This is a genomic window from Pedobacter sp. AW31-3R, from assembly GCF_052180285.1.
Classification (GTDB): domain Bacteria; phylum Bacteroidota; class Bacteroidia; order Sphingobacteriales; family Sphingobacteriaceae; genus Pedobacter.
This window is the reverse complement of sequence record NZ_CP197475.1, coordinates 3,713,332-3,736,333: the sequence shown is the minus strand read 5'-3', so window position 1 is coordinate 3,736,333 and position 23,002 is coordinate 3,713,332. Positions and strand designations below refer to the sequence as shown.

General features: G+C 43.5%; 13 protein-coding genes and 1 CRISPR repeat array. Of the genes, 11 read left to right on the top strand and 2 right to left on the bottom strand.

Annotated features, from left to right (window positions below):
- The first annotated feature begins 24 nt into the window (after positions 1–24).
- The 4 genes from cas1 to ACSBL2_RS15420 all read left to right on the top strand — a co-directional run bounded on the left by cas1 (position 25) and on the right by ACSBL2_RS15420 (position 6,950).
- Complete coding sequence (gene cas1, locus ACSBL2_RS15435; RefSeq protein ID WP_442587436.1) at positions 25–996, top strand: type II CRISPR-associated endonuclease Cas1; 972 nt, start codon at positions 25–27, stop codon at positions 994–996.
- A 56-nt stretch (positions 997–1,052) separates the two neighbouring features.
- The gene (gene cas2 / locus ACSBL2_RS15430; protein ID WP_442587435.1) at positions 1,053–1,382 is read left to right on the top strand and encodes a CRISPR-associated endonuclease Cas2; all 330 of its coding nucleotides are present in this window, start codon (positions 1,053–1,055) and stop codon (positions 1,380–1,382) included.
- A gap of 158 nt (positions 1,383–1,540) precedes the next feature.
- Positions 1,541–5,069: direct repeats of the CRISPR family, unit length 46 nt; unit sequence GCTGTTGTAAATATCAGTAGTTCAAAGGATGAAAGCAAATCACAAC.
- A 253-nt stretch (positions 5,070–5,322) separates the two neighbouring features.
- Positions 5,323–6,291 (top strand): helix-turn-helix transcriptional regulator, encoded by a 969-nt coding sequence (locus tag ACSBL2_RS15425; protein WP_442587434.1) that lies wholly within the window; start codon positions 5,323–5,325, stop codon positions 6,289–6,291.
- A 65-nt stretch (positions 6,292–6,356) separates the two neighbouring features.
- Complete coding sequence (locus ACSBL2_RS15420; RefSeq protein WP_442587433.1) at positions 6,357–6,950, top strand: pentapeptide repeat-containing protein; 594 nt, start codon at positions 6,357–6,359, stop codon at positions 6,948–6,950.
- An 87-nt stretch (positions 6,951–7,037) separates the two neighbouring features.
- On the opposite strand, the gene ACSBL2_RS15415 is transcribed toward ACSBL2_RS15420, so the two are convergent.
- Positions 7,038–7,490: a DinB family protein gene (locus ACSBL2_RS15415; protein ID WP_442587432.1), complete on the bottom strand. Its 453-nt coding sequence runs from the start codon at positions 7,488–7,490 to the stop codon at positions 7,038–7,040.
- Positions 7,491–7,801: 311 nt separating this feature from the next.
- Here ACSBL2_RS15415 and ACSBL2_RS15410 point away from each other — a divergent pair, with 311 nt between their 5' ends.
- From ACSBL2_RS15410 to ACSBL2_RS15380, 7 genes are all read left to right on the top strand, one after another.
- Complete coding sequence (locus ACSBL2_RS15410) at positions 7,802–10,066, top strand: cation:proton antiporter (RefSeq protein WP_442587431.1); 2,265 nt, start codon at positions 7,802–7,804, stop codon at positions 10,064–10,066.
- 50 nt (positions 10,067–10,116) lie between these two features.
- Entirely contained in the window at positions 10,117–10,707 is a 591-nt protein-coding gene (locus ACSBL2_RS15405) for an RNA polymerase sigma factor (RefSeq protein ID WP_442587430.1), read from the top strand.
- Positions 10,708–10,851: 144 nt separating this feature from the next.
- The gene (locus ACSBL2_RS15400) at positions 10,852–12,006 is read left to right on the top strand and encodes a FecR domain-containing protein (RefSeq protein WP_442587429.1); all 1,155 of its coding nucleotides are present in this window, start codon (positions 10,852–10,854) and stop codon (positions 12,004–12,006) included.
- Between the two features lie 191 nt (positions 12,007–12,197).
- Positions 12,198–15,824 carry a SusC/RagA family TonB-linked outer membrane protein gene (locus tag ACSBL2_RS15395; protein WP_442587428.1) on the top strand — a complete coding sequence of 1,209 codons (3,627 nt, stop codon included), beginning with the start codon at positions 12,198–12,200 and terminating at the stop codon, positions 15,822–15,824.
- A gap of 11 nt (positions 15,825–15,835) precedes the next feature.
- Positions 15,836–17,221 (top strand): RagB/SusD family nutrient uptake outer membrane protein, encoded by a 1,386-nt coding sequence (locus tag ACSBL2_RS15390; RefSeq protein ID WP_442587427.1) that lies wholly within the window; start codon positions 15,836–15,838, stop codon positions 17,219–17,221.
- 108 nt (positions 17,222–17,329) lie between these two features.
- The gene (locus ACSBL2_RS15385) at positions 17,330–18,265 is read left to right on the top strand and encodes an ABC transporter ATP-binding protein (RefSeq protein WP_442587426.1); all 936 of its coding nucleotides are present in this window, start codon (positions 17,330–17,332) and stop codon (positions 18,263–18,265) included.
- Position 18,266: 1 nt separating this feature from the next.
- Positions 18,267–20,519 carry a Gldg family protein gene (locus ACSBL2_RS15380; protein WP_442587425.1) on the top strand — a complete coding sequence of 751 codons (2,253 nt, stop codon included), beginning with the start codon at positions 18,267–18,269 and terminating at the stop codon, positions 20,517–20,519.
- Positions 20,520–20,527: 8 nt separating this feature from the next.
- Here the strand turns inward: ACSBL2_RS15380 and ACSBL2_RS15375 are convergent, their stop codons facing one another.
- Positions 20,528–23,002, bottom strand: coding sequence for a histidine kinase dimerization/phosphoacceptor domain -containing protein (locus ACSBL2_RS15375; protein WP_442587424.1), 2,475 nt, complete (start codon positions 23,000–23,002; stop codon positions 20,528–20,530).

The window sequence follows — 23,002 nt, the reverse complement described above, 5'->3', positions numbered from 1 at the left end:
TATTTGAATAAACCTGGTTAAAGTATGATCAAGAGAACACTTCATTTTTCCAACCCTGCTTATTTGAGTCTGCAGCAAAATCAATTGTTGATTGATCTACCTCATTTAAAATTGCTGGGCGAAAAGGAATCAAAAAAAGCAGTACCTATAGAAGATATTGGGATCATTATTTTAGATCATCAACAAATTACGATTACGCATGGTTGTATAGCAGCCTTGCTTCAGAATAATGCAGCTATTATTACTTGTAATCAAACGCATCATCCTACCGGTATGATGTTGCCTATAGATGGTAATGATATTCAAAGTGAGCGATTTCGTTATCAGATTGATGCTTCAAGACCTTTGAAAAAACAATTGTGGCAGTTAACGGTACAGGCAAAAATATTAAATCAGGCCGCGGTCTTGTATGAGAGGGGTATTGCCTGTGACAATATGGTGTATTGGGCGCATTCTGTACGATCGGGTGATCCGGATAATTATGAGGCAAGGGCAGCAGCTTATTACTGGAAGAATGTTTTTCCTAAGAAATTGCAGTTTTTCCGTGGACGTGAGGGCGATCCGCCAAATAATTTGCTGAATTATGGTTATGCTATTTTGAGGGCTATTGTAGCGCGTGGTTTAGTTTCGTCGGGATTACTACCTACATTGGGTATCCATCACCGGAATAAGTATAATGCGTATTGCCTCGCGGACGATATTATGGAACCCTATCGTCCATATGTAGATCAGATCGTACTGGGAATTATTGACAGAGGTGAGAATTTTCTGGAATTGGGAGGTGCAATAAAAGCTCAGTTGCTGGGAATTGCTACTGTTGATGTGCATTTTGAACGTGGGACTAGTCCGCTGATGGTGGGTTTACAACAAACTACAGCTTCTCTGGTTAAGTGTTATGAAGGAACCGCCAGGCGGATTAATTATCCGTTGATGAAGGTATTTGATAGCAGACGTATTTCTTTATACAAACGGAATGATCTGGATGTTGGAGATTAGGATGGACATATCAATGTCGATTATTTTTGGGAGTGGTTTGCCTTTTTTAATATGATATGCGCTTTAATGAGTACCGTATTTTGTGGATTTTAGTATTTTTCGACCTGCCAACAGAGACCAAAAAAGAACGACAGGTGTATGCCAAGTTTCGAAAGGATATTATGTGCGACGGTTTTAGTATGTTTCAGTTTTCTATTTATCTAAGGCATTGTAGCAGCCGGGAAAATGCAGATGTTCATATTAAAAGGGTGAAGAGATCACTTCCCCCAAAAGGTCATGTGGGAATTATGACTATTACTGATAAGCAGTTTGGTATGATGGAACTTTTCTATGGAAAGGATGCCGAAGCGCTTCCCGATACACCACAACAATTGGAGTTATTTTGACTGAAATTCTCAGGAGTTAGATGTTGGGTATTCTTGCAAGGATGTTCAGGATTAAAATTTAATAATCAGAATAAAATCCGATGGTTTAATGTCACCGGATTTTTTAATTCTAATTTTCAATGAAACTATCTGATATTTAGATTTTTACACTATGGTGTGCTGTTGTAAATATCAGTAGTTCAAAGGATGAAAGCAAATCACAACTTCCGGTACGTTTGAGATACGCCCACGTGCGCTGTTGTAAATATCAGTAGTTCAAAGGATGAAAGCAAATCACAACCCAAAGGCCGGTTTGCTTTTTATAAGCATTGCTGTTGTAAATATCAGTAGTTCAAAGGATGAAAGCAAATCACAACTTACCACGCCTTTGGGTTCCGGGGTTGTCGCTGTTGTAAATATCAGTAGTTCAAAGGATGAAAGCAAATCACAACAGGGTCATTGCCTGCAACTTATTCTGGATTGCTGTTGTAAATATCAGTAGTTCAAAGGATGAAAGCAAATCACAACTGATATCTGACATACCCTTAAAATTTTATTGCTGTTGTAAATATCAGTAGTTCAAAGGATGAAAGCAAATCACAACATTAAGGGAACTCGTAACTATATTCCCGCTGCTGTTGTAAATATCAGTAGTTCAAAGGATGAAAGCAAATCACAACAAGTTGTTGGCTTTAACTGTCAGCTTTTCCGCTGTTGTAAATATCAGTAGTTCAAAGGATGAAAGCAAATCACAACCTGTCTGGCCTCTTCATACAAACCCATCTGGCTGTTGTAAATATCAGTAGTTCAAAGGATGAAAGCAAATCACAACAGGTAAACCTAGTAAGGTATTTTTTGATATGCTGTTGTAAATATCAGTAGTTCAAAGGATGAAAGCAAATCACAACCTATAGGGTATATGGAAACTTTGACTTATAGCTGTTGTAAATATCAGTAGTTCAAAGGATGAAAGCAAATCACAACTTAGAGCCAAAGCAAACCTTAAACAGCACAGCTGTTGTAAATATCAGTAGTTCAAAGGATGAAAGCAAATCACAACCCAGAACACCTGTATCCTTGTCAAATTCTTGCTGTTGTAAATATCAGTAGTTCAAAGGATGAAAGCAAATCACAACAGTAGCGCCATCGGTACCCACTTTAATGAGCTGTTGTAAATATCAGTAGTTCAAAGGATGAAAGCAAATCACAACAAGGCAAGCGGATGGAAACAAAATCTATAGCTGTTGTAAATATCAGTAGTTCAAAGGATGAAAGCAAATCACAACTAGGTAAGGTTTTAAGACCATAAACCCCGTGCTGTTGTAAATATCAGTAGTTCAAAGGATGAAAGCAAATCACAACATTCATCACCGCTCTGTGCAGCTTTGTCGAGCTGTTGTAAATATCAGTAGTTCAAAGGATGAAAGCAAATCACAACAGCGCATCCTGACTGGCAACCGCACCCTTAGCTGTTGTAAATATCAGTAGTTCAAAGGATGAAAGCAAATCACAACTTAAGCTGCGGCTGATCATCATTAACCGGTGCTGTTGTAAATATCAGTAGTTCAAAGGATGAAAGCAAATCACAACGCACGGGCGCTATAGAAGTCACCACCGTAGGCTGTTGTAAATATCAGTAGTTCAAAGGATGAAAGCAAATCACAACTGCAGATGGACTATACAAACCTATCGCTTAGCTGTTGTAAATATCAGTAGTTCAAAGGATGAAAGCAAATCACAACTAGCTGGTTCACATAGATCAATATGTTTAGCTGTTGTAAATATCAGTAGTTCAAAGGATGAAAGCAAATCACAACGTATTACCTTTATCTCCTGATCTTGTATGGCTGTTGTAAATATCAGTAGTTCAAAGGATGAAAGCAAATCACAACTAAATATCTTCAATTCTATCGAAAAGACTTGCTGTTGTAAATATCAGTAGTTCAAAGGATGAAAGCAAATCACAACTGGGGGGATATTGCCTGTTTATGATAATTAGCTGTTGTAAATATCAGTAGTTCAAAGGATGAAAGCAAATCACAACTCTGTCTCCCGCAATAAAACCAATACGGCGCTGTTGTAAATATCAGTAGTTCAAAGGATGAAAGCAAATCACAACAAGTGCACTGTTTTTCCAAAAAAAAACCCGGCTGTTGTAAATATCAGTAGTTCAAAGGATGAAAGCAAATCACAACATGAGTTAGCTGACTTAGAAGTTGGCAAATGCTGTTGTAAATATCAGTAGTTCAAAGGATGAAAGCAAATCACAACAAGGGTCTTGGTCTAGCCGTACCAATAAACGCTGTTGTAAATATCAGTAGTTCAAAGGATGAAAGCAAATCACAACACCCACAAAATGTTAATTACGCTGGCTTATGCTGTTGTAAATATCAGTAGTTCAAAGGATGAAAGCAAATCACAACATCGTCGCGTGCCGCCCGTAATTCCACGGTGCTGTTGTAAATATCAGTAGTTCAAAGGATGAAAGCAAATCACAACTGACGCGCCCGGACTTCGTGACTATCCACAGCTGTTGTAAATATCAGTAGTTCAAAGGATGAAAGCAAATCACAACATGCCGTTGATATTCATAATAATTTGTTTTGCTGTTGTAAATATCAGTAGTTCAAAGGATGAAAGCAAATCACAACAGCCGGCAAGATTACCGGTAAGGAAAGAAAGCTGTTGTAAATATCAGTAGTTCAAAGGATGAAAGCAAATCACAACCTAGAGACTCAAAGGGATTAGCGAGTACAAGCTGTTGTAAATATCAGTAGTTCAAAGGATGAAAGCAAATCACAACCTGTTGGTGCCAATGCTATAATCACCGGTAGCTGTTGTAAATATCAGTAGTTCAAAGGATGAAAGCAAATCACAACTATGGATGGTAAGTTGATGATCATCAAAAGCTGTTGTAAATATCAGTAGTTCAAAGGATGAAAGCAAATCACAACTTGACGGCAAAGAGGTTGCGGTAAGTAAAGCTGTTGTAAATATCAGTAGTTCAAAGGATGAAAGCAAATCACAACCGTACCTCAACTTACATGCGGTTGTATCAGCTGTTGTAAATATCAGTAGTTCAAAGGATGAAAGCAAATCACAACTTTAATTCCCCGGCGCAATCTGCAAATACAGCTGTTGTAAATATCAGTAGTTCAAAGGATGAAAGCAAATCACAACGGTGTTTAGACAGTGAATTTTTGAGACTAGCTGTTGTAAATATCAGTAGTTCAAAGGATGAAAGCAAATCACAACAGCTGCACGATGCAGCAGAGTCCAACCACGGCTGTTGTAAATATCAGTAGTTCAAAGGATGAAAGCAAATCACAACAGTTAGTCGCATCATTTTTCGAATATAAAGCTGTTGTAAATATCAGTAGTTCAAAGGATGAAAGCAAATCACAACGGGTATGCGAAGACTGGTATAGGGACTCAAGCTGTTGTAAATATCAGTAGTTCAAAGGATGAAAGCAAATCACAACTCGCCGTACTTCCTGTTACCTGCCCACTAAGCTGTTGTAAATATCAGTAGTTCAAAGGATGAAAGCAAATCACAACTTTTATCCGTATATTGCTTAACTGCAAGGGATTCAGTAACTATCAGTAGTTCAAAGAAAGAAGCGAGTAACAACTTTTCCTTAGTAGCCCCAATGGGTAAAATCGCTATGGTAAATATCAGTAGTTTAAAGGATGAAAACAAATTGCAAGTTTATCGACACAATACAAAACGAATGAGATGCTGGGATGTCGACCTCTCATACTTTTCCGTCTGACAAAAACTGAGCTCTACCGCTAAAATATTCACAATGGAATGGAAATTTCATTGTGAAGAAATTCAATACATACCAATGGTATCTTAAGATTTTCTGTGAAGGTTTGTTATGGAAGAAGGTTAGCCTTAGTGGAAGATATGTTTTAATAAAAAAACGAAAACATAACACAAGCATGTTAACTTTACAAGATGGCCTGCACAATGATTTCTATAGACCGCCCGGATTTAGATAACCCCTCTTTTATTCCTTATGCGGAGAAGTCTGTCCGGATTACAACTCCACATCAGGAAGGGGCTGGAAGTTTTAATTTCCATGAACAGAGTTTTGATGCCTTACAGTTTGTATGGTGTGATTATGCCCTGCAGCAACCTAAAAATATCCAGTTAAATATAGAAGAGGAAGTACTGGAATTGCATTTCAGACTGCAGGGGGAGAGTACATTATATCACCATGGCCATGCCATAAGAATGTCCTCAGGAAAGCAGGCGATGTTTTACCACAAGGGAAATACAGTGGAAGTAAACATGTTGCCAACCTTACACCAGAAGGGTAGTTTTCTGGAAATACGTATGCCGGCCAAACATTTTAACCGCCTGTTCAGACAGGATCAGCTGTTACACGAATTGTTTATGGAACCTGCCAGGAAAGGAAATTGTATCTGGTCTGGCCATCAGCTGTCCATCTCAGCGGAAATGTACGGTGTAATCAGTCAGATGAAAAACTCTCCTTATCAGGGGATAAGCAATGGCTTATACCAGGAAGCAAAGATGACAGAACTCTTTCTGCTCCAGGTGGCACAATATGAGGATTTTGTGAGGCGGGGGAAACAGCCATTGCAGAAGATCAACAGGGAGCGCTTAACTTTTGCCAAAGCTTATATGGATGGGCATTACATGAATAATTGCTCCCTTTCAAAAATTGCCGGCGAAGCAGGACTCAATCAGCGAAGCCTTAGTCAGGGGTTTAAATCGTTATTTGGCAGTACTGTGTTTGAATATGTAAATGACAAGCGAATGGAAGAGGCGAGGAGGATGCTCCTGGAGGATAAGCTGTTTGTTTCCGAAGTAGCTGACAGATTGGGGTATAAACACCAGCAACACTTTACAGTGGCATTTAAAAAGAAATTTGGCTTGCTTCCAGGTAAATTGAAAGTTTAAAACATTTTGATATCAGGCATTCGTTTGGTACCTTTTGCAGCTGAAAAATCTATTAAAATTCATTTATGAGCAATTCTAGCGAAACGGTTGTCCATCAGGACAAAACATTTACGGGGGTCAATTATGCGGAGAAATTACTGAAAAACAGAGAATTCATCAATTGTGAATTTGTGAACTGTGATTTCTCTAAAAGTGACCTGAGCGACAACGATTTTGTAGACTGCCAGTTTAAGCAATGCAATTTTTCACTCACCATAGTTAATGGTGCCGGCTTTAAGGATGTTACTTTTACGGGGTGTAAAGTGCTGGGTATCGATTTTTCGAAATGCAATAAGTTTCTGTTCTCTTTCCGCTTTGAGTCGAGCCATATCGATTATTCTACTTTTTATGGTACCAAGCTTAGAAAAACATATTTTATAAATTGCTCACTGAAGGAAACGGATTTTGAAACTACAGACCTTACCGCTAGTGTATTCGACAATTGCGATCTCTCTGGTGCTACTTTTATCAGGTCAGTCCTGGAAAAGACAGATTTTCGTACTTCGCGGAATTTTAGTCTTGACCCAGCGGTAAATAATGTGAAAAGAGCTAAGTTTTCTGCGTCCAATCTGCAGGGCTTACTTTATCATTTTAACCTGGATATTGATCAGGATAGCTAACTATTTTTTTTTAGCTCATCAGTTTTTTAGATCAGAGTTGGAAATGCCATCAATGAAAAACAACCTTTGATTGATGGTATGGTTCCATTACTGCCTTACAAATACAATATAATCCGTATTGATGGGCTGAAGTCCATTTTTCCGCATTTCCTGTGCAATCTGTGCCCGGTGGTATGTTCCGTGATTGAAAGTGTGCAGCAACAGGTCCAGTAAAGAATTTTCGAAGCTCTTATGTTGCGTATTGGTATAATTTACCTGGGTCATTTCCCCGTTGTTCCAGGAAGCTATTTTTTGCAGCAATGCAGCAGAAGAGGACTCGTGGTACCGCTCGCATGCCGGAAGGTCATGGTCCTGCCAGACGCCCAGCACAGGCTGTTCTCCGTTCATCCTGCTTACCCATATGACCTGGGCATTGACGATGTGACTCATGAGGTGTAAACAGCTGGATGGAACAGCATCTCCCAGACGTTTAAACTCCGCTAAGAGTAGCTTGTTGGCCCAGTTGTTATACAATGCGAGCTGGTAAAGTGGTTCAGGCATGTTGTTAAATTTTAATCCGGAAAAATTCGGTTAAAGATAATCACCAATAGTTCTTTAGCTGGATAAAATTGATTATTTTTAAGAGAGGGCGCCCGAAAATTATAAAGGAGGATTGGAGAGAAAACTGCAATTGCTGAGCAGAAAATATGGCAGGTTCAAGCTGTTTGTGCAGCTCAACTGAGTTGCCCGTTCAGGCGGCAGACTTAACAAAATCTTCATGCCGCTATTCGTAAATTTTTTATTATAATGCGGTTCATTTACGTTTCAATGGTTATCTTAAGATTTTTGCTGTGACCAATTAAATATTTTATATGAAGAAATTCAGGAACTTTTTGTTTTATGTGATCATTATTGGCGGCCTGTCGGCCCTCATTTACCTGATTATTGTACAGGGTGGAAAATTGGAAGTTACAGGCGGTACCGGGCATGAACATACCGGCTCTGGCTGGGATCATTTTGTTTCTGCGCTTCAGCATAACCTAAGTTACCCGCTTTCTATTCTCTTGTTGCAAATTATCACTATTATCCTTGTTGCCAGAGCTTTCGGCTTTCTGTTTAGTAAAATAGGACAGCCCTCGGTTATTGGTGAGATCGTTGCCGGTATTGTACTCGGCCCTTCATTACTGGGTGCCTATTTCCCGGAATTTTCCGGATTCCTTTTCCCGGCAAGCTCACTGCCCAATCTGGGAATTATGAGCCAGGTGGGACTTATCCTTTTTATGTTTGTCGTAGGTATGGAACTGGACTTGAATGTCCTGAAAAATAAAGCCCATGAAGCAGTGGTGATCAGTCATGCCAGTATCGTTTTTCCTTTTGCCCTTGGGGTGATTTTAACGTATTTCCTCTACCAGCAAACCGCACCTGAAGGAGTGAATTTTCTGTCTTACGCGCTGTTTATTGGTATTTCTATGAGTATTACCGCCTTTCCTGTGCTGGCGAGGATTGTGCAGGAGCGGGGACTTACTAAAACCAGGCTGGGTTCCATAGCGATTACCTGCGCTGCCGCGGATGATATTACCGCCTGGTGTATTCTCGCTGCGGTGATTGCTATTGTTAAGGCGGGGTCCTTCATCAGTGCAGGATATACCATTATCCTTGCCATTGCTTATGTGATTGTGATGTTAAAGTTGGTGAGGCCATTTCTGCAAAGAATCGGGGAGATCCATTCCAATAAGGAAAGCCTGAATAAATCTATTGTCGGGGTGTTTTTTGTGACTCTCCTGATTTCTGCATGGTGTACGGAGACGATTGGTATTCATGCACTGTTTGGTGCTTTTATGGCAGGCGTGATCATGCCTCCAAATGTGAATTTCAGAAATGTGTTTATTGAAAAAGTGGAAGATATTGCCCTGGTGCTGTTGTTGCCACTCTTTTTTGTGTTTACAGGACTGAGAACACATATCGGACTCCTGGCAGAACCTGGATTATGGCAGATTTGTATCGTGGTGATTATTGTTGCCGTGACCGGAAAGTTTGTCGGCAGTGCCCTTGCAGCAAAGTTTGTCGGGCAAAACTGGCATTCCAGTCTGACGATAGGGGCATTGATGAATACCAGGGGATTGATGGAGCTGGTTGCCCTTAATATTGGATACGACCTGGGGGTGCTTTCTCCGGAGATGTTTGCCATCCTTGTGCTTATGGCGCTGGTGACTACCTTTATGACTGGGCCCGCACTGGACCTGATTAACCGGTTTTTCAAGAAACAGGCCGACGGATCGGAACTGCTGCTCCATGCCGACAAGTATAATGTCCTGATTTCTTTTGGCAATCCGCTTTCAGGACAATTGCTGATGCGACTGGCCAATACCATGACCAGAAAGTCTAAAGACAATTCTACCGTTACTGCACTCCACCTTTCCCTGGCGGATGAACTCAACCAGTTCAATTCTATAGAATATGAGAAAGAGAGTTTCAAGGAAATTGATGAAGAAGCCACAGCACTGTCACAACCCTATGTCCCTATATTTAAACCGGCACAGGATATTGACACTGATATTATAGATATCGCCAATGAAGGCGATTACGACCTGTTGTTAATCGGAATAGGACAGTCTGTTTTTGAGGGTACACTTCTTGGTAAGATCCTCGGTTTTACCAGCAGGGTGATTAACCCGGAAAGATTGTATGATTCCATTACCGGAAAGGACAGTCTTTTTGCTGCAGGGATTTTTGATGAACGGACAAAAAGTATCATTAAATCGGTGGACATCCCTACAGGGATATTAATTGATAAGAATATGGGCGCCATTAAAAATGTGTTTGTACCCTTCTTTTCTCTTGGTGATATCTTCCTGCTGACCTACCTGAAAAAATTAGTTCAGAATGGCGGGGTAAAGATGACGATACTGGATGCTGCACAGTTGTCCAAGCAAAATCCGGCTTTTAAAGATGCAGTGCGTACACTGGAAAATGTATTCCCTGAACAGGTGAGTATTCAGGAGGTCAAATTGATCGAAAAGTCTTTTATGGCGCAGCAGGATCTGCTTTTAATTAGCCTCGACAGCTGGAAAAAAGCACTGGCGACCAGAAGTGTATGGCTGTCTGATACGCCTTCAGTCATGATTATAAAGCCATAATGTGCTGAATATTTCTTATCATTGTTTTACTCTTTGAGGAGGGTAAAACAATGATAGAGGGTTATAGCAAATATTCTGATCAGGATCTGGCAGACTTACTGAAGTCGGGCGACAGGAATGCTTTTGCTGAAATTTATCACCGCTACAGGTTTGTCCTGCATGACCATGCATGGAATAAGCTGAGAAACAGGGAAGAAGCCCAGGACCTGATCCAGGAGGTGTTTTCCATGATCTGGACGAAGAGGGATACCCTTCAAATCGGAAATAATCTCTCCGGATATCTATATACCTGTGTCCACCACCAGTTTCTGAACATGGTGGTGAGAAAACAGGTGCAGACAAAATATATCAATTCCATCTGCGAATTTTCTATGGAAGCTTCCGTTGTAACTGACCATAAAGTCAGGGAAAGTATTCTTCAGGCATTAATTGATAAGGAAATTGATGAATTGCCTTCCAGGATGCGTGAGGTTTTTGTCCTGAGCAGGAAAAAACACCTTACGCATAAGGAAATTGCCGAAATCATGGGTATATCGGAAGAAACGGTTAAAAAACAAATGGGATATGCACTTAAAATCTTACGCGGTAAGCTGGGATTGGTGTTTTTTTATGCCATTCACTTCGTACATTACAAGCCCTGAAGAGGGATTCCATTTATTTTGCTGGCAGTTTTCAGGGAAAGGGTTTGAAATGGGAAAAAAAATTAAATTTCTTCTACCCCCTGCAGGCCCCTTAGCTTGTCTTACTTTTATAAACACACGCAAGACAGATCATAAGCATACGCCATGACAGAAACAGAGGTTAAGAATTTGCTGAACAGATACAGGGACGGCAAGGCTACGGCAGAAGAAGTCGCATTCCTGAATTCCTGGGCAATGACGTACAGGGAAACCGGAGAGGAAGTACTTTCTATGCAGGAACGTGTACAGGACCTGGATGAAGTATGGGGAAATCTTAATCTAACCGTGTCTGTTGATCAGCCAACACCCGGCAGGACCTGGAGATTGTGGTTGAGAACTGCTGCTGCTATTCTGACCCTGATCGGTTTTTCCTTTGGTACCTATCTGTTGCTAAAGCAGGATGTTTCGCCTATTACAGAGCTGCAGGTGAAGAATGACCTGCAGCCAGGAGCAAATAAGGCAACATTGACTCTTGCCGATGGACGTAAGATTGTACTTGGAGAAAAAAATGCCGGACAGGTACTGGCAGAGTCGGGGATTTCGATCAGCAAAACCAGTAAAGGAGAACTGATTTATAAGGCTATTCCTTCCACAGGAAATCCAGGAACAGTGCAGTTTAATGAACTGTCTACCTATCAGGGAGAACAATACCAATTGATCCTTCCCGATCAGACGCATGTTTGGTTGAATGCAGCCTCCTCTATCCGTTATCCGGTCGTGTTCAGTGGTAATGAGCGCAGGGTGGAGCTGAAAGGAGAAGCCTATTTCGAAGTGGCACATGACCGCAGGAAACCCTTCCGTGTTAAAACGGAGAAACAGACGGTGGAAGTCCTGGGTACGCACTTTAACGTAAATGCCTATGCCGATGAACCCTTATGGAAAACTACCCTGGAGGAAGGCAGCGTACGTATCCTGACGCCATCGCTGGAAAGGGTTCAGGAAGGTGAGATTATACTAAAACCGGGACAACAGTCGGTATTGCTGGAAAATAAGCTCAGCGTGGCCGAAGCAAACCTGGAAGAGGCTATGGCCTGGAAGAATGGCTATTTTATGTTCGAAGGGGAGCACATTAAATCTATCATGAGAAAAATATCACGCTGGTACAACGTGGAGATCGTCTATGAAGGGGAAATCCCTGATGATCAGTTCGGCGGAACAGTAAGCCGCTTCAGCAATGTTTCACAGGTGCTGAAAAAACTGGAATTAACCGGCAGGGTTCACTTTAAGGTGGAAGGAAGGAGGATTACAGTGAAGAAATAACTACCCCCTTTCACCAGAATGAACCCCCTAAAAAAAATGCCAGATGTGCTGAAACACAACTGGCAGTAAGGCTGGTTCATGTTTAAAAAATTTGCGATTCTATCAACTCTAAACCAGATTAACAAATGTATAAATTTTATACGAAGAAACGAGTTATGCCCAATAGGCATCTACTTCAACTATTGCTTATCATGCGCTTAACCATCGTCATATTAACAGCAACATTTCTGCAGGTCAGTGCCTCCGGCTTTGCCCAGAAAATATCCCTGTCGGAAAAGAAAGCGGACATGAAATCGCTGTTCCGCCAGATCAGAAAACAGAGTGGTTATAATTTTTTATATACAGAACAACAGCTGCAGTCGGCGAAACTTATAGATATTTCAGTCTCCCGTATGGAACTGAAAGCGGTGCTGGACAAGATATTCGACGATCAGCCTTTAACCTTCAGTATGGAGGACAATACGGTGATTGTGAAGGACCGGGAGAAGTCGGTTTTTGAACGCATCCGGAATTACATGAAGCAGGTGGATATCACCGGTCAGGTATGGAATGAGCTGGGCGGACCATTGATGGGTGCCAATGTGAAACTCCTGGGGACTTCAAGGGCCGTGCTGACTGATGTGGACGGAAAGTTCCGCTTCGGTAATGTTCCCGATGATGGAAAACTGGTGATTTCCTTTGTGGGCTACAGAACCGATACGGTGTCTATAAATGGGAAAACAGATTTTATCATCAGGATGGATCCGCAGGCAAACCAGATCAGGGAAGTGAATATCGTTTCAACAGGATACCAGGATTTGCCAAAGGAACGCGCTACGGGTTCATTTGAGGTGATTACCAAAGAACAGCTGCAGCACAGTACAGATCCCAATCTGATCAGGAGATTGGAAGGAATTACCAATTCAATGGATTTCAGGAATGACCTGAGGCCGGCGAATTCGAGTAATATTTATGCACAGCGTTCGCCATTGGCTACCCTGACCATCAGGGGCAAGAATACGCTGAATGAGTCGGTGAGTGCCGACCTGAACGGCAATTACAGCGGACAGGCATTGGTGATTATTGACGGAATTGCGTCGCCTTATTCGATTGATAAGGTTAATCCCAATGATGTGGAAAGCATTACTGTCCTTAAAGATGCGGCATCTGCTTCTATTTGGGGTTCCAGGGCGGCGAATGGCGTTATTGTAGTGAAAACGAAAAAAGGAAAGTACAACAAACCAGCAACTATTTCATTTAACGGAAATGTGAATGTAACAGAAAAGGTGGATCTTTTCTCCAACAAGACAATGAGCATCTCTGATTTTATAGATGCCCAGGTACAGCAATTTACGTTTCAGGATGTCCCTTTGCCGGAGATCAGCATCAGCAGCCTGTATATGCAGGATTACAGATCACCTGTAGCGGAGATTGTTGATGCCTGGAAGTATAAAAATACCTTGACGGATGCCCAGGCTATGCAGCAACTGGATGCGCTAAGGGGGAATGACATCAGAAGGGATTATACCAAATATTTTCTTCGCAATGCTGTGACACAGAGTTATTCACTGGCTGTTGACGGAGGTTCTGAATTTTTCAATTACCGCGTTTCCGGCGCATATGATAAGAGTATCAACAATACACAAAATTCAGACCTGGACCGTATGGTGCTGACTTACAGCGCTTCAGCCAAACCTCTGAAAAACCTGGAAATACAGGCCAATATCAGTTACAATATTCAGCGTAACAATGAACAGGCATTAAATAACCGCATTACCGGCGCCACAGATCCGACATTTTATCCATACAGCCGTCTGGCAGACGAGAATGGTCTTGCCCTGGAGTTGCCAAAAACTTACCGTCCCGGTTTTGTGACTGCTTTTGAAGCGGCTTACCCGGATCAGTTCCTGAGCTGGAGATATACACCGCTGGAGGATATCCATGAAGGTTATACCCGCCTGAAATCACAAAACCTGAATGTGGCCTTTTCAGCTAATTATAAGATTGTAAATGGGTTGTCTGCTCAGTTGATCTATAATTACAATACCGGAAGAAATGAGGAGAATACGCTGTACAGGCAGAATTCTTTTTATATGCGCAATCAGCTGAATTACTTTACAACCTCCCCGGCATCGATGAACCCCATGACGGGAGATTCGGTTACCCCATTTGTGAACCAGCTTCCGCTGGGTGGACAGTACCTGACCGACCTGCTGAAATCGAGCAACCAAACATTAAGAGGTCAGCTGAATTACGAAAAGAACTGGAAGGAGAAACACCAGCTTTCTGCCATCGCCGGTATTGATGCCACCAATGTTTATGCGATCCAGAAGAGGGATGGGGTGTATGGTTATAATGAGCAAACCTTACGCTCTGACAACAGGATCGATTATGTCCACATGCTGCCGATTATTTTTGCGGAGGACCAACTGGGCTATAATGGGACGTATATTCCTAACCTGAATATCGGTTACGTGGATAACCATGTGCGTACCTATAGCTGGTATACCAATGCCGCTTATACCTATAACCGTAAATACACCCTTTCCGCAAGTTTGCGTAAGGATATTTCCAGTGAATTTGGTGCCGGAACAAATACAGGAGCAACACCTTATTATTCCTTCGGAGGAAGCTGGAATATTGCAAATGAAAGCTTCTATGCCTTCAGTTTTCTACCCTCACTGAGCCTTAAAACCACCTATGGATACAACGGAAATGTGAATCCTTCGGCTCAGGCAAGGGCGCAGATTGCTTATTCCTTAGAGAATAATCCGATTACCGGTTTTCCTTATGCCTCAACAGGCTACAGTACGGGTGTGACCAACTCTTTGCTGAGACCGGAGAAAACGGGAATCTGGAATATTGGAGTGGATTTTGCATCTCAAGGAAACCGTGTGAGTGGTAGCCTGCAGTATTACAGGAAGAAAACGACCGATTTGCTGACGAACGGTCCACTTGACCCAAGTACAGGATATACCAACCTGGTGATCAATACCGGTAATTTATTGGGAAAAGGGATAGATTTGTCGCTCAACTCTTTAAATGTCCAGGCCGGTCAATTCAGGTGGAACAGTAATTTCCTTTTTAGCTACAATAAGGTGAAGGTGCTGAAGCTGTATGATGAAAGTTCCGATTTTGCCTCAGCCGGAATTTCCGGGTTTTCTTATAATGTAGGATATGATTTATCCAGGGTGTTTGCCTATTCATGGGCGGGACTGGATCCAGAAACCGGAGATCCGCGGGCTTTCCTGAATGGGGTGCCAGTGGCTGTGAGTGGCAATAGCAATGAGGGCTATAATGCTTTGCAGAATGCACCGCTGTCTTCTTTGCAGTATTTTGGCTCTGCTGTTCCCGTGTATTATGGTTCCTTCAGGAATACTTTCCAATACCGTGAGTTTTCAGTTTCTGCCAATATCCAGTATAAACTGGGTTACTATTTCAGGAGACCGGTTTCGCAGGTAGTGAGTTACAGTCAGCTGTTTTCACCTACAGGAACACTCCAGGGGGCTGAATACGCCAATAGGTGGCAGAAACCTGGTGATGAGCTGCGTACAAATGTACCTTCAGCAGTGTATTCTTCCATGAGTACCAACCGCGATAATTTCTATTATTATTCGAGTATCAATGTGCTGAAGGGGGATCATATCCGTCTGCAGGAAATCAACCTTTCCTATTTGATCAACGCCAAAAATAGCCGCTGGATTAAAAATCCAAGGGTGTATGCCAACGTCACCAATCTTGGGTTGATCTGGCGTGCAAATGATCAGGGACTTGATCCGGAGGTGTTTGATTATCCTACACCGAGAACTTACAGTCTGGGCTTTTCCGCTAACTTTTAATCCTGAACTTTATGAAATTATATAAATTCTTTCTGCTGACCCTTTGCACTGCACTGGTTTCCTGTCAGAAATACGTAGATATCAAAAAAAGCAGTTCACAATCCTTTATTGAATCGGCCAAAGACGGACAGCTGTTGCTTGACAATTATGAGATGTTCAATATGAATTATCCGGTTGACGGGCAAATTTCCAGTGATGATTACCTGCTGACGGATGCAAGGTATGCCAATGATGCCCTGGATAATGATGACCGCTCTCTGTATACCTGGAATGCTGCAGCGATACGGAGTTCTGCCTATCAGTGGGTGACCCCTTATAATGTGATTTATAATGCTAACCTGCTGCTGGAATCTATGGAGGAAATTCAGGGAAAGGAAGATCAGGCAGCGCTGAATAATATCAAGGGCAGTGCCTTGTTTTTCAGGGCCTATGCCCTGTGGAATGCAGCACAGTTATATTGCAAACCCTACAGTGCAGCTGCGGCACAGGATGCGGGACTTCCGCTGCGCCTGAAATCAGATATCAACGAAAGTGCGGGCAGGGGTACAGTGAAAGCTACGTATGACCAGATTGTAGCCGACCTGAAAGAGGCCTCCACACTGATCAGCACTACTTCAACGCTGGCTTCCCGTCCCAATAAATGTGCGGTTTTCGCAATGCTGGCGAGGGTGTATTTGTCCATGTCTTCCTATCCGGAAGCATTGAGCAGTGCTACGGCAGCCCTGGAATTAAAAAATGACCTGATCGATTTCAATACCCTGAATACGGAGACACTGAGTCCATTTACCAGGTTTAACAAGGAGGTGATTTTCCATTCAGTGGTATTCAGTAATAACCGCGTGCTTGAACCGGGATATGGGTATGAAGACCAGGCATTGGTGAACCCTGAAATTATTAATGCTTTTACCACAAATGATCTGCGGAAGGATATCCTGTTCAAGGAAAATACAGATGTTGCTGAACCTCATGGCAGCTATCGCTTTACGGGAAATTATGAACCTGCAGTAGGTTCATCCAGGTTATTCAACGGACTGGCAGTGGATGAGTTGTATTTCATCAGGTCGGAATGTTATGCACGTGCGGGCAATGTAGCAGCAGCCATGGCCGATCTGAATACACTGCTGACGACACGCTGGCTGAGCGGTACTTATGTCAGCAAAACCGCTGCAGATGCGGCTTCTGCACTGTCCCTGATTCTGCTGGAAAGGCGTAAGGGCCTGGTGATGCGTGGTCTGCGCTGGTCAGATTTACGCCGCCTGAATATGGAAACGGGATTTGCCCGTACGCTGAGCAGAACGATAAATGGAACAACGTATACTCTTCCGCCAAACGACAGCAGGTATACGCTGAAGATTCCCCAGGAAGTGATCAATAATTCCGGCTTAACACAAAACTAGAAAGATACCCTGCAGATACCTGCATTTTCAGCAACAAGGTTTGCCCTTTTTCCCCTTTAAACAGGAGGGGGGCAGCCCTTGTCTTGCCTAAAAAACACTTAAAATTCCATGGAAAAAGATATTGTGAGCATAGAAAACCTGTCGCATCGTTACAGCAAAGACTGGGCGGTCAGGGATATTAACTTTAAAATCAGGGAGATCGGTATCCTGGGGCTCCTGGGCTCCAACGGTGCAGGAAAGTCTACCATCATGAATATCCTTTGCGGTGTGCTGAGCCAGACGGAAGGTAAAATCCTGATCGATGGGATAGACCTGCGCAAGGAGCCGGAGGAGGCCAAAAAGCTGATTGGATTTTTACCACAGCATGCCCCTTTACACCTTGATCTTACAGTTGATGAATACCTGACTTATTGCGCCTATATCAGGAATATTCCTGGAAAAGAAATCGCCGAAAAGCTGGATAAAGTGAAAGAAAAGTGTGGTATTGCACATTTTAGCAATCGTCTGATCCATAATCTTTCCGGCGGATACCGTCAGCGGGTAGGGATTGCACAGGCCATTATCCATGATCCCAAACTGGTGGTGCTGGATGAACCGACAAATGGACTGGATCCGAATCAGATCCTCCAGGTGCGTAAACTGATCCTGGAAATCGCAAGGGAACGTGCAGTGATCTTCTCCTCCCATATGTTGTCCGAAGTGCAGGCTACCTGCCAGCATATCAAAATGATTGAAGGAGGCAGACTGATTTTTGCCGATACGATGGATGCTTTTAACAATTATATTGCCCCGAATTCACTGGTGATGACCTTGCAGAACCCGCCGCCTATGGAACAGCTGCAGGAAATGGAACATATCATTCATGTGGAACAGCTGACGGAAAAGACTTTCCGGCTGCACTTCGATTCCTCTGCCGCTATTTCAGGGCATATCGTGCAGGAAAGTGTTTTCCGTAACTGGCAGCTCTCAGAAATTACCCTGGAGAAAAGCTCGCTCGACGAGATCTTCGCCCAGCTTTCCACTAAACATTTACCGCATAACTAAGATGATTAAAATATTTAAAATTGCTAAACTGGAACTGAGTATTCTGTTCTATTCCCCCGTAGCCTGGCTGGCGATCGCTATCTTTATGGTGCAAAGCGGAATGGGTTTTCTTTCCCTTTTTCAGAGTTTCAAGGAAGCGATATCAATGGGGATTCCTGTAGATAAACTGACCTATTCGGTGTTTCCGGGGCTGAATGGACTGTATGATACGGTTCAGCAGCACTTGTATCTGTATATTCCGCTGATTACCATGGGACTGATGAGCAGGGAAATCAATAGTGGCTCTATTAAGCTGTTGCTTTCTTCTCCGGTAAAGATCAGGGAGATCATTCTTGGAAAATACCTGTCGATGGTTTGCTTTGCGCTGATTCTGGTGTTCATTCTGATGATCTATGCGGGAGCAGGAATGGTGCTGATTAAGAATCCGGACATCAGGCTGATTATTTCCGGAATGATTGGACTCTTCCTGTTGATCTGTACCTATAGTGCGATCGGATTGTTTATGTCGAGCCTGACCTCTTATCAGGTGGTTGCCGCCATCAGCACACTGGCCGTATTTGCAGCGCTTCGTTTTGTGGGCAACGTAGGGCAGGGAACCGATTTTCTCCGGGACCTGACTTACTTTTTGTCCATTTCCGGCAGGGCTGATGATATGATCAAAGGATTGATGACGACCCGGGATGTGCTGTATTTTCTGCTGATTATTTTCCTCTTTTTATACCTCTGTATTTTGCGGCTGAAGAATGGAAGGGAAGCCGTACCCGTACCCAGACAGGTTTTGGTGTATACCCTGGTGGTTTGCTCGGTGTTATTTGCGGGGTATCTGACCACCAGACCGTCTTTGACCGGTTACCTGGACATGACCGCTACCAAATCAAGAACACTCACCAAACGCAGTCAGGAGATTGCAGGACAGATAGAGGGGACTCTGGAAATTACAACTTATGTGAACCTGCTGGACCAGAATGTTTATTTCGGACTTCCCCAGTCGCGTAATTTTGATCTGGAAAAGTTTGAACAGTTTCGCCGGTTTATACCGGGACTGAGGATGAAATATGTGTATTACTATGATGCTGCGGACCTGAAGAACAATACCAACCTTTCCTACCAGGGAGATCTGTCGGGCCTGACTACGCAGCAGATCGCAGAAAAAGTTGCCGATAACATGGGGCTCGACCTGGATATGTTTATGCCCCCATCGGCGATCAGGAAAATAATAGACCTGCGCAGTGAGGAGAATAACCTGGTCCGCATCCTTCGGTATAAAGGCAGGGAAAGCAGGCTAAGGTTTTATGATGAAATTGACCAGTTTCCTTCCGAAACAGAAATTGCAGCAGCGATACAACGGTTGCTGGTACCTGCACCCAGGATCGCTTTTATCAGCGGCCATAATGAAAGAAGTATATTCAAAAAAGGGGATAGGAATTACCAGCAGTTCAGTACCCTGAGGAGAGGGCGGCATGCACTGGTTAACCAGGGTTTTGAGGTAGGGGATCTTAACCTGAGTCGGGAAGAAATACCGGATAGCCTGTGCGCGCTGGTGCTTGCAGATCCGGCAGCTCCCTTATCTCCGCAAGAGCAGCAAAGGGTGATATCTTTTATCAATAAGGGCGGAAATATGCTCATTACTGCAGAACCAGGACATCAGGATTTAGTTAATCCTTTACTTGAGGTGATGGGACTAAGTATGCAGAAAGGTGTGTTGGTAAATCCCTCGAAAGAAGATGCGCCTGATGTCTTCTATGGAAGTCTTTCCGAAGGGAATGGTGGACTGGTGATCCAGAATGCTGCTGCACTGACTTTTTCCGGAACCGGAGGATTTCAGGCAGATACCGTGCTGAGCAGTCCGCTTTCCGGATGGATCCAGTCTGCGCCTCAGGACCGTTCGCAGCAGCTGCTACAGTTTAATGCCGCGGGTGGCGATCGTAAGGGTTCTTTCCCTGTAGTGATGGCCCTGAGCAGGAAGCGGAACGGCAGGGAACAAAAGATTATGGTTGCTGCTGATGCAGATTTCTTGTCTAACCAGGAGCTGTCACATCCCAAAGGGATGAATGAGCGGTTCATCAGCAGGATGTTCAACTGGTTCTCTGAGGGCTTGTTTCCGGTGGATACGAGTCGCCCGGCAGGAACTGACAATGCCATTCTCCTGAGCAGAAGGGCGATTGGCAGGATACAAACGGGTTTAAATGCTGGGGTGCCGGCCCTGATTTTACTGGCTGGTGCGGTGGTCCTGATCAGAAGGAAGCGAAAGTAAGTTTCCTTTTACCCTTTATCCAGGTTTTCCGGCTGGAAGACCATCCGGATGAGCACTCCATTTCTGGAGATGATTTCAGTTGTACCATTCAGCTGTGCCCCAAGACCCATGATGAGTGTCATTCCAAGGCTTTGCGCCCTGGAAGGCACGAAATCGGGGGAGAGGCCTATACCATTGTCCCTGATGGAAAAATAGATCCTGCCATCGGCCAGTTCCCGGAGTTTGAGCTGTACACGTCCGTCGCCATTGTCGGGAAAAGCATACTTGAGGGTATTGGTTATGGCTTCATTGATGATGAGTCCGATCGGTATAGCCTGTGAGATATGAATCAGTAAATCAGGAATATTGAAGTCGAACCTGATCTTTTGGTTAACATGAAAGGTGTCGCATAGGAATTTCATCAGGTCGACCATGTAGGACTGGATATTGATCACGGCGACATCCTCTGAATTGAAGAGTTTCTGGTGGATGATGGCAATAGATTGTATGCGGTTCTGGCTATCGGTGATCGCATCAATAGCGGTTTGGTTTTCCAGGTGGTTGGCCTGGGTATTCAGCAGGCTCATGATCACTTGCAGGTTATTCTTCACCCGATGGTGTATTTCCTTGATCAGCCATTCTTTTTCCATCAGGAGTTTGGCCTGCCGGTCATTCATCGATTGCAGGGAGGCATTTTTCAGGGTAATCTCCTTCTGGTGCTGCAAGAGCTGCAGGTTGGCTTCCTGCCTGTTCCGGTAATTGAAATATACCAGCATCGCGATAATCAGCATGGCGACCAGGATGGATACGGTTAATTTGGTCATGAGCTGTGCCTGTGCCAGTTTGCTGTGCTGCAGGTTGGCTTCCTTCCTTAGCAGGACATTGTCTTTTTCCCGCTGGTCGGTCTGGTATTCTACCAGCAGTTGCTGCATGTTTTTATTGTTTGCCGCATGGAGCACTGAGTCGTTCAGTTGTTTATAGCTTTTAAAATGCGCCAATGCTGCGGTGGGGTCATTTCCGGCAGAATCTGTCTGGTACAACTGGTAATAGACCATTTTCAGTTTGGAAGGGGGGTAGGTACCCTGGGGCAGTTGAAGGATTTTGCTGAGAAAAGGCCGTGCCTGGGTGTACCTGGAACGTGAAATATAAAAGCCTGCCAGGGTATTGAAGCTTTCTGCAGACTGAAAGGGATTGAACTCGGTACGTGATTCCCATTTAATCATTTGCTTATAACTGGCTTCTGCTTTGGCATAGTCCCCGTTGGCATAGTGTGCATTGCCGATAATTCCTGCAATGATTTCATTGCCCAGTGCGGTAATCCGCAGTTCCTTTTTTGCGGTGTTGACCAGGCTAAAGACTTTTTTTACCTGAGCTTTTTTCAGCAATTGTTCCGACAATAATTTCAATACGCTTAACTTGGGGTCGTATTCCTGGGGCTGGATATTTTCATAGGCCTTTTCGTAATAGTTGATGCTTTCGGAAGTATTGCCCAGCTCTGCATAGATATTGGCGAGACCACTATAAAAGTACCCGGCAGAAGCATTGCTTTCGGTATGCTCCATTGTTTTTATCGACAGTATAGCATAGGACAGGGCGGTATTCAGGTCTCCTTTGGTCCGGTTGACAATCGACAACAAATCATAAGTGTACTGCAGGTTCTGGTACCCCATGGCTTTGTACCGGCGTAAAGCATCCAGGAGGTAGCTTTCTGCGGTTTGAAGTTTTCCCATATTCAACAGCACATCACCAATGGCTTTGATCATGTTGGTTTCTTCTGCCTTTTCTCCTGCCCTGGAGAACAGTTCCAGGGCCTTCCGGTAATAGTCGAGTTTTTTCGTCCCATTGGGCTGGTGGTCGCCCATTCTGGATACGGCAGAAGCAGCCCACAGGAAATCGTCCGACTCCTCTGCCCGTTTGATCAGTGATTCCATGCCCCGGCGGAATCCTTCGTGGTTTCCATATTCTTCCAGGGCATCATAGAGATACAGTTCCGCTTCGTGCTGCAGGGGCTGGTTCCGTAGATTCCTGCTCAGGGTAATGGCTTTTTTTAACAGGTAAATGGCACTATCCAGGTCGTTCCTGTGTTCTTCCTGTTTATACAGGTAATATGCACCTGTACTGATCATGATTTTTATCCTGGTAAGGGGCGACATGGATGCGGCTACCGTGAGCGCATTATTGGGTTCGTTTTTATAAAGATATACTTCAGTCAGCGATAAGTAGAGCTTGTCTTTCAGTTGTTTATTTAAATTTTCAGAAACCTCTAAAGCATGCTGTGCATAGTACATGGCACTATCCCGGCTGACTTTATTGTCTATTTTATTGTGGATATAGAAATTGCTGATCCTGGCATTGAGAGTAGCTGTAAGGGCTTTGTCACTGCTGTTTTGCAGTTGATTTTTAAGGTCTGCCAGCGAATACCTCAGTTCAGTCTGCGCGAACAGCGTCAGGTAGGAAAGCTGCAGGAAGATATAAAAAATAAGCATTTTAAGCTGTGCTGCCAT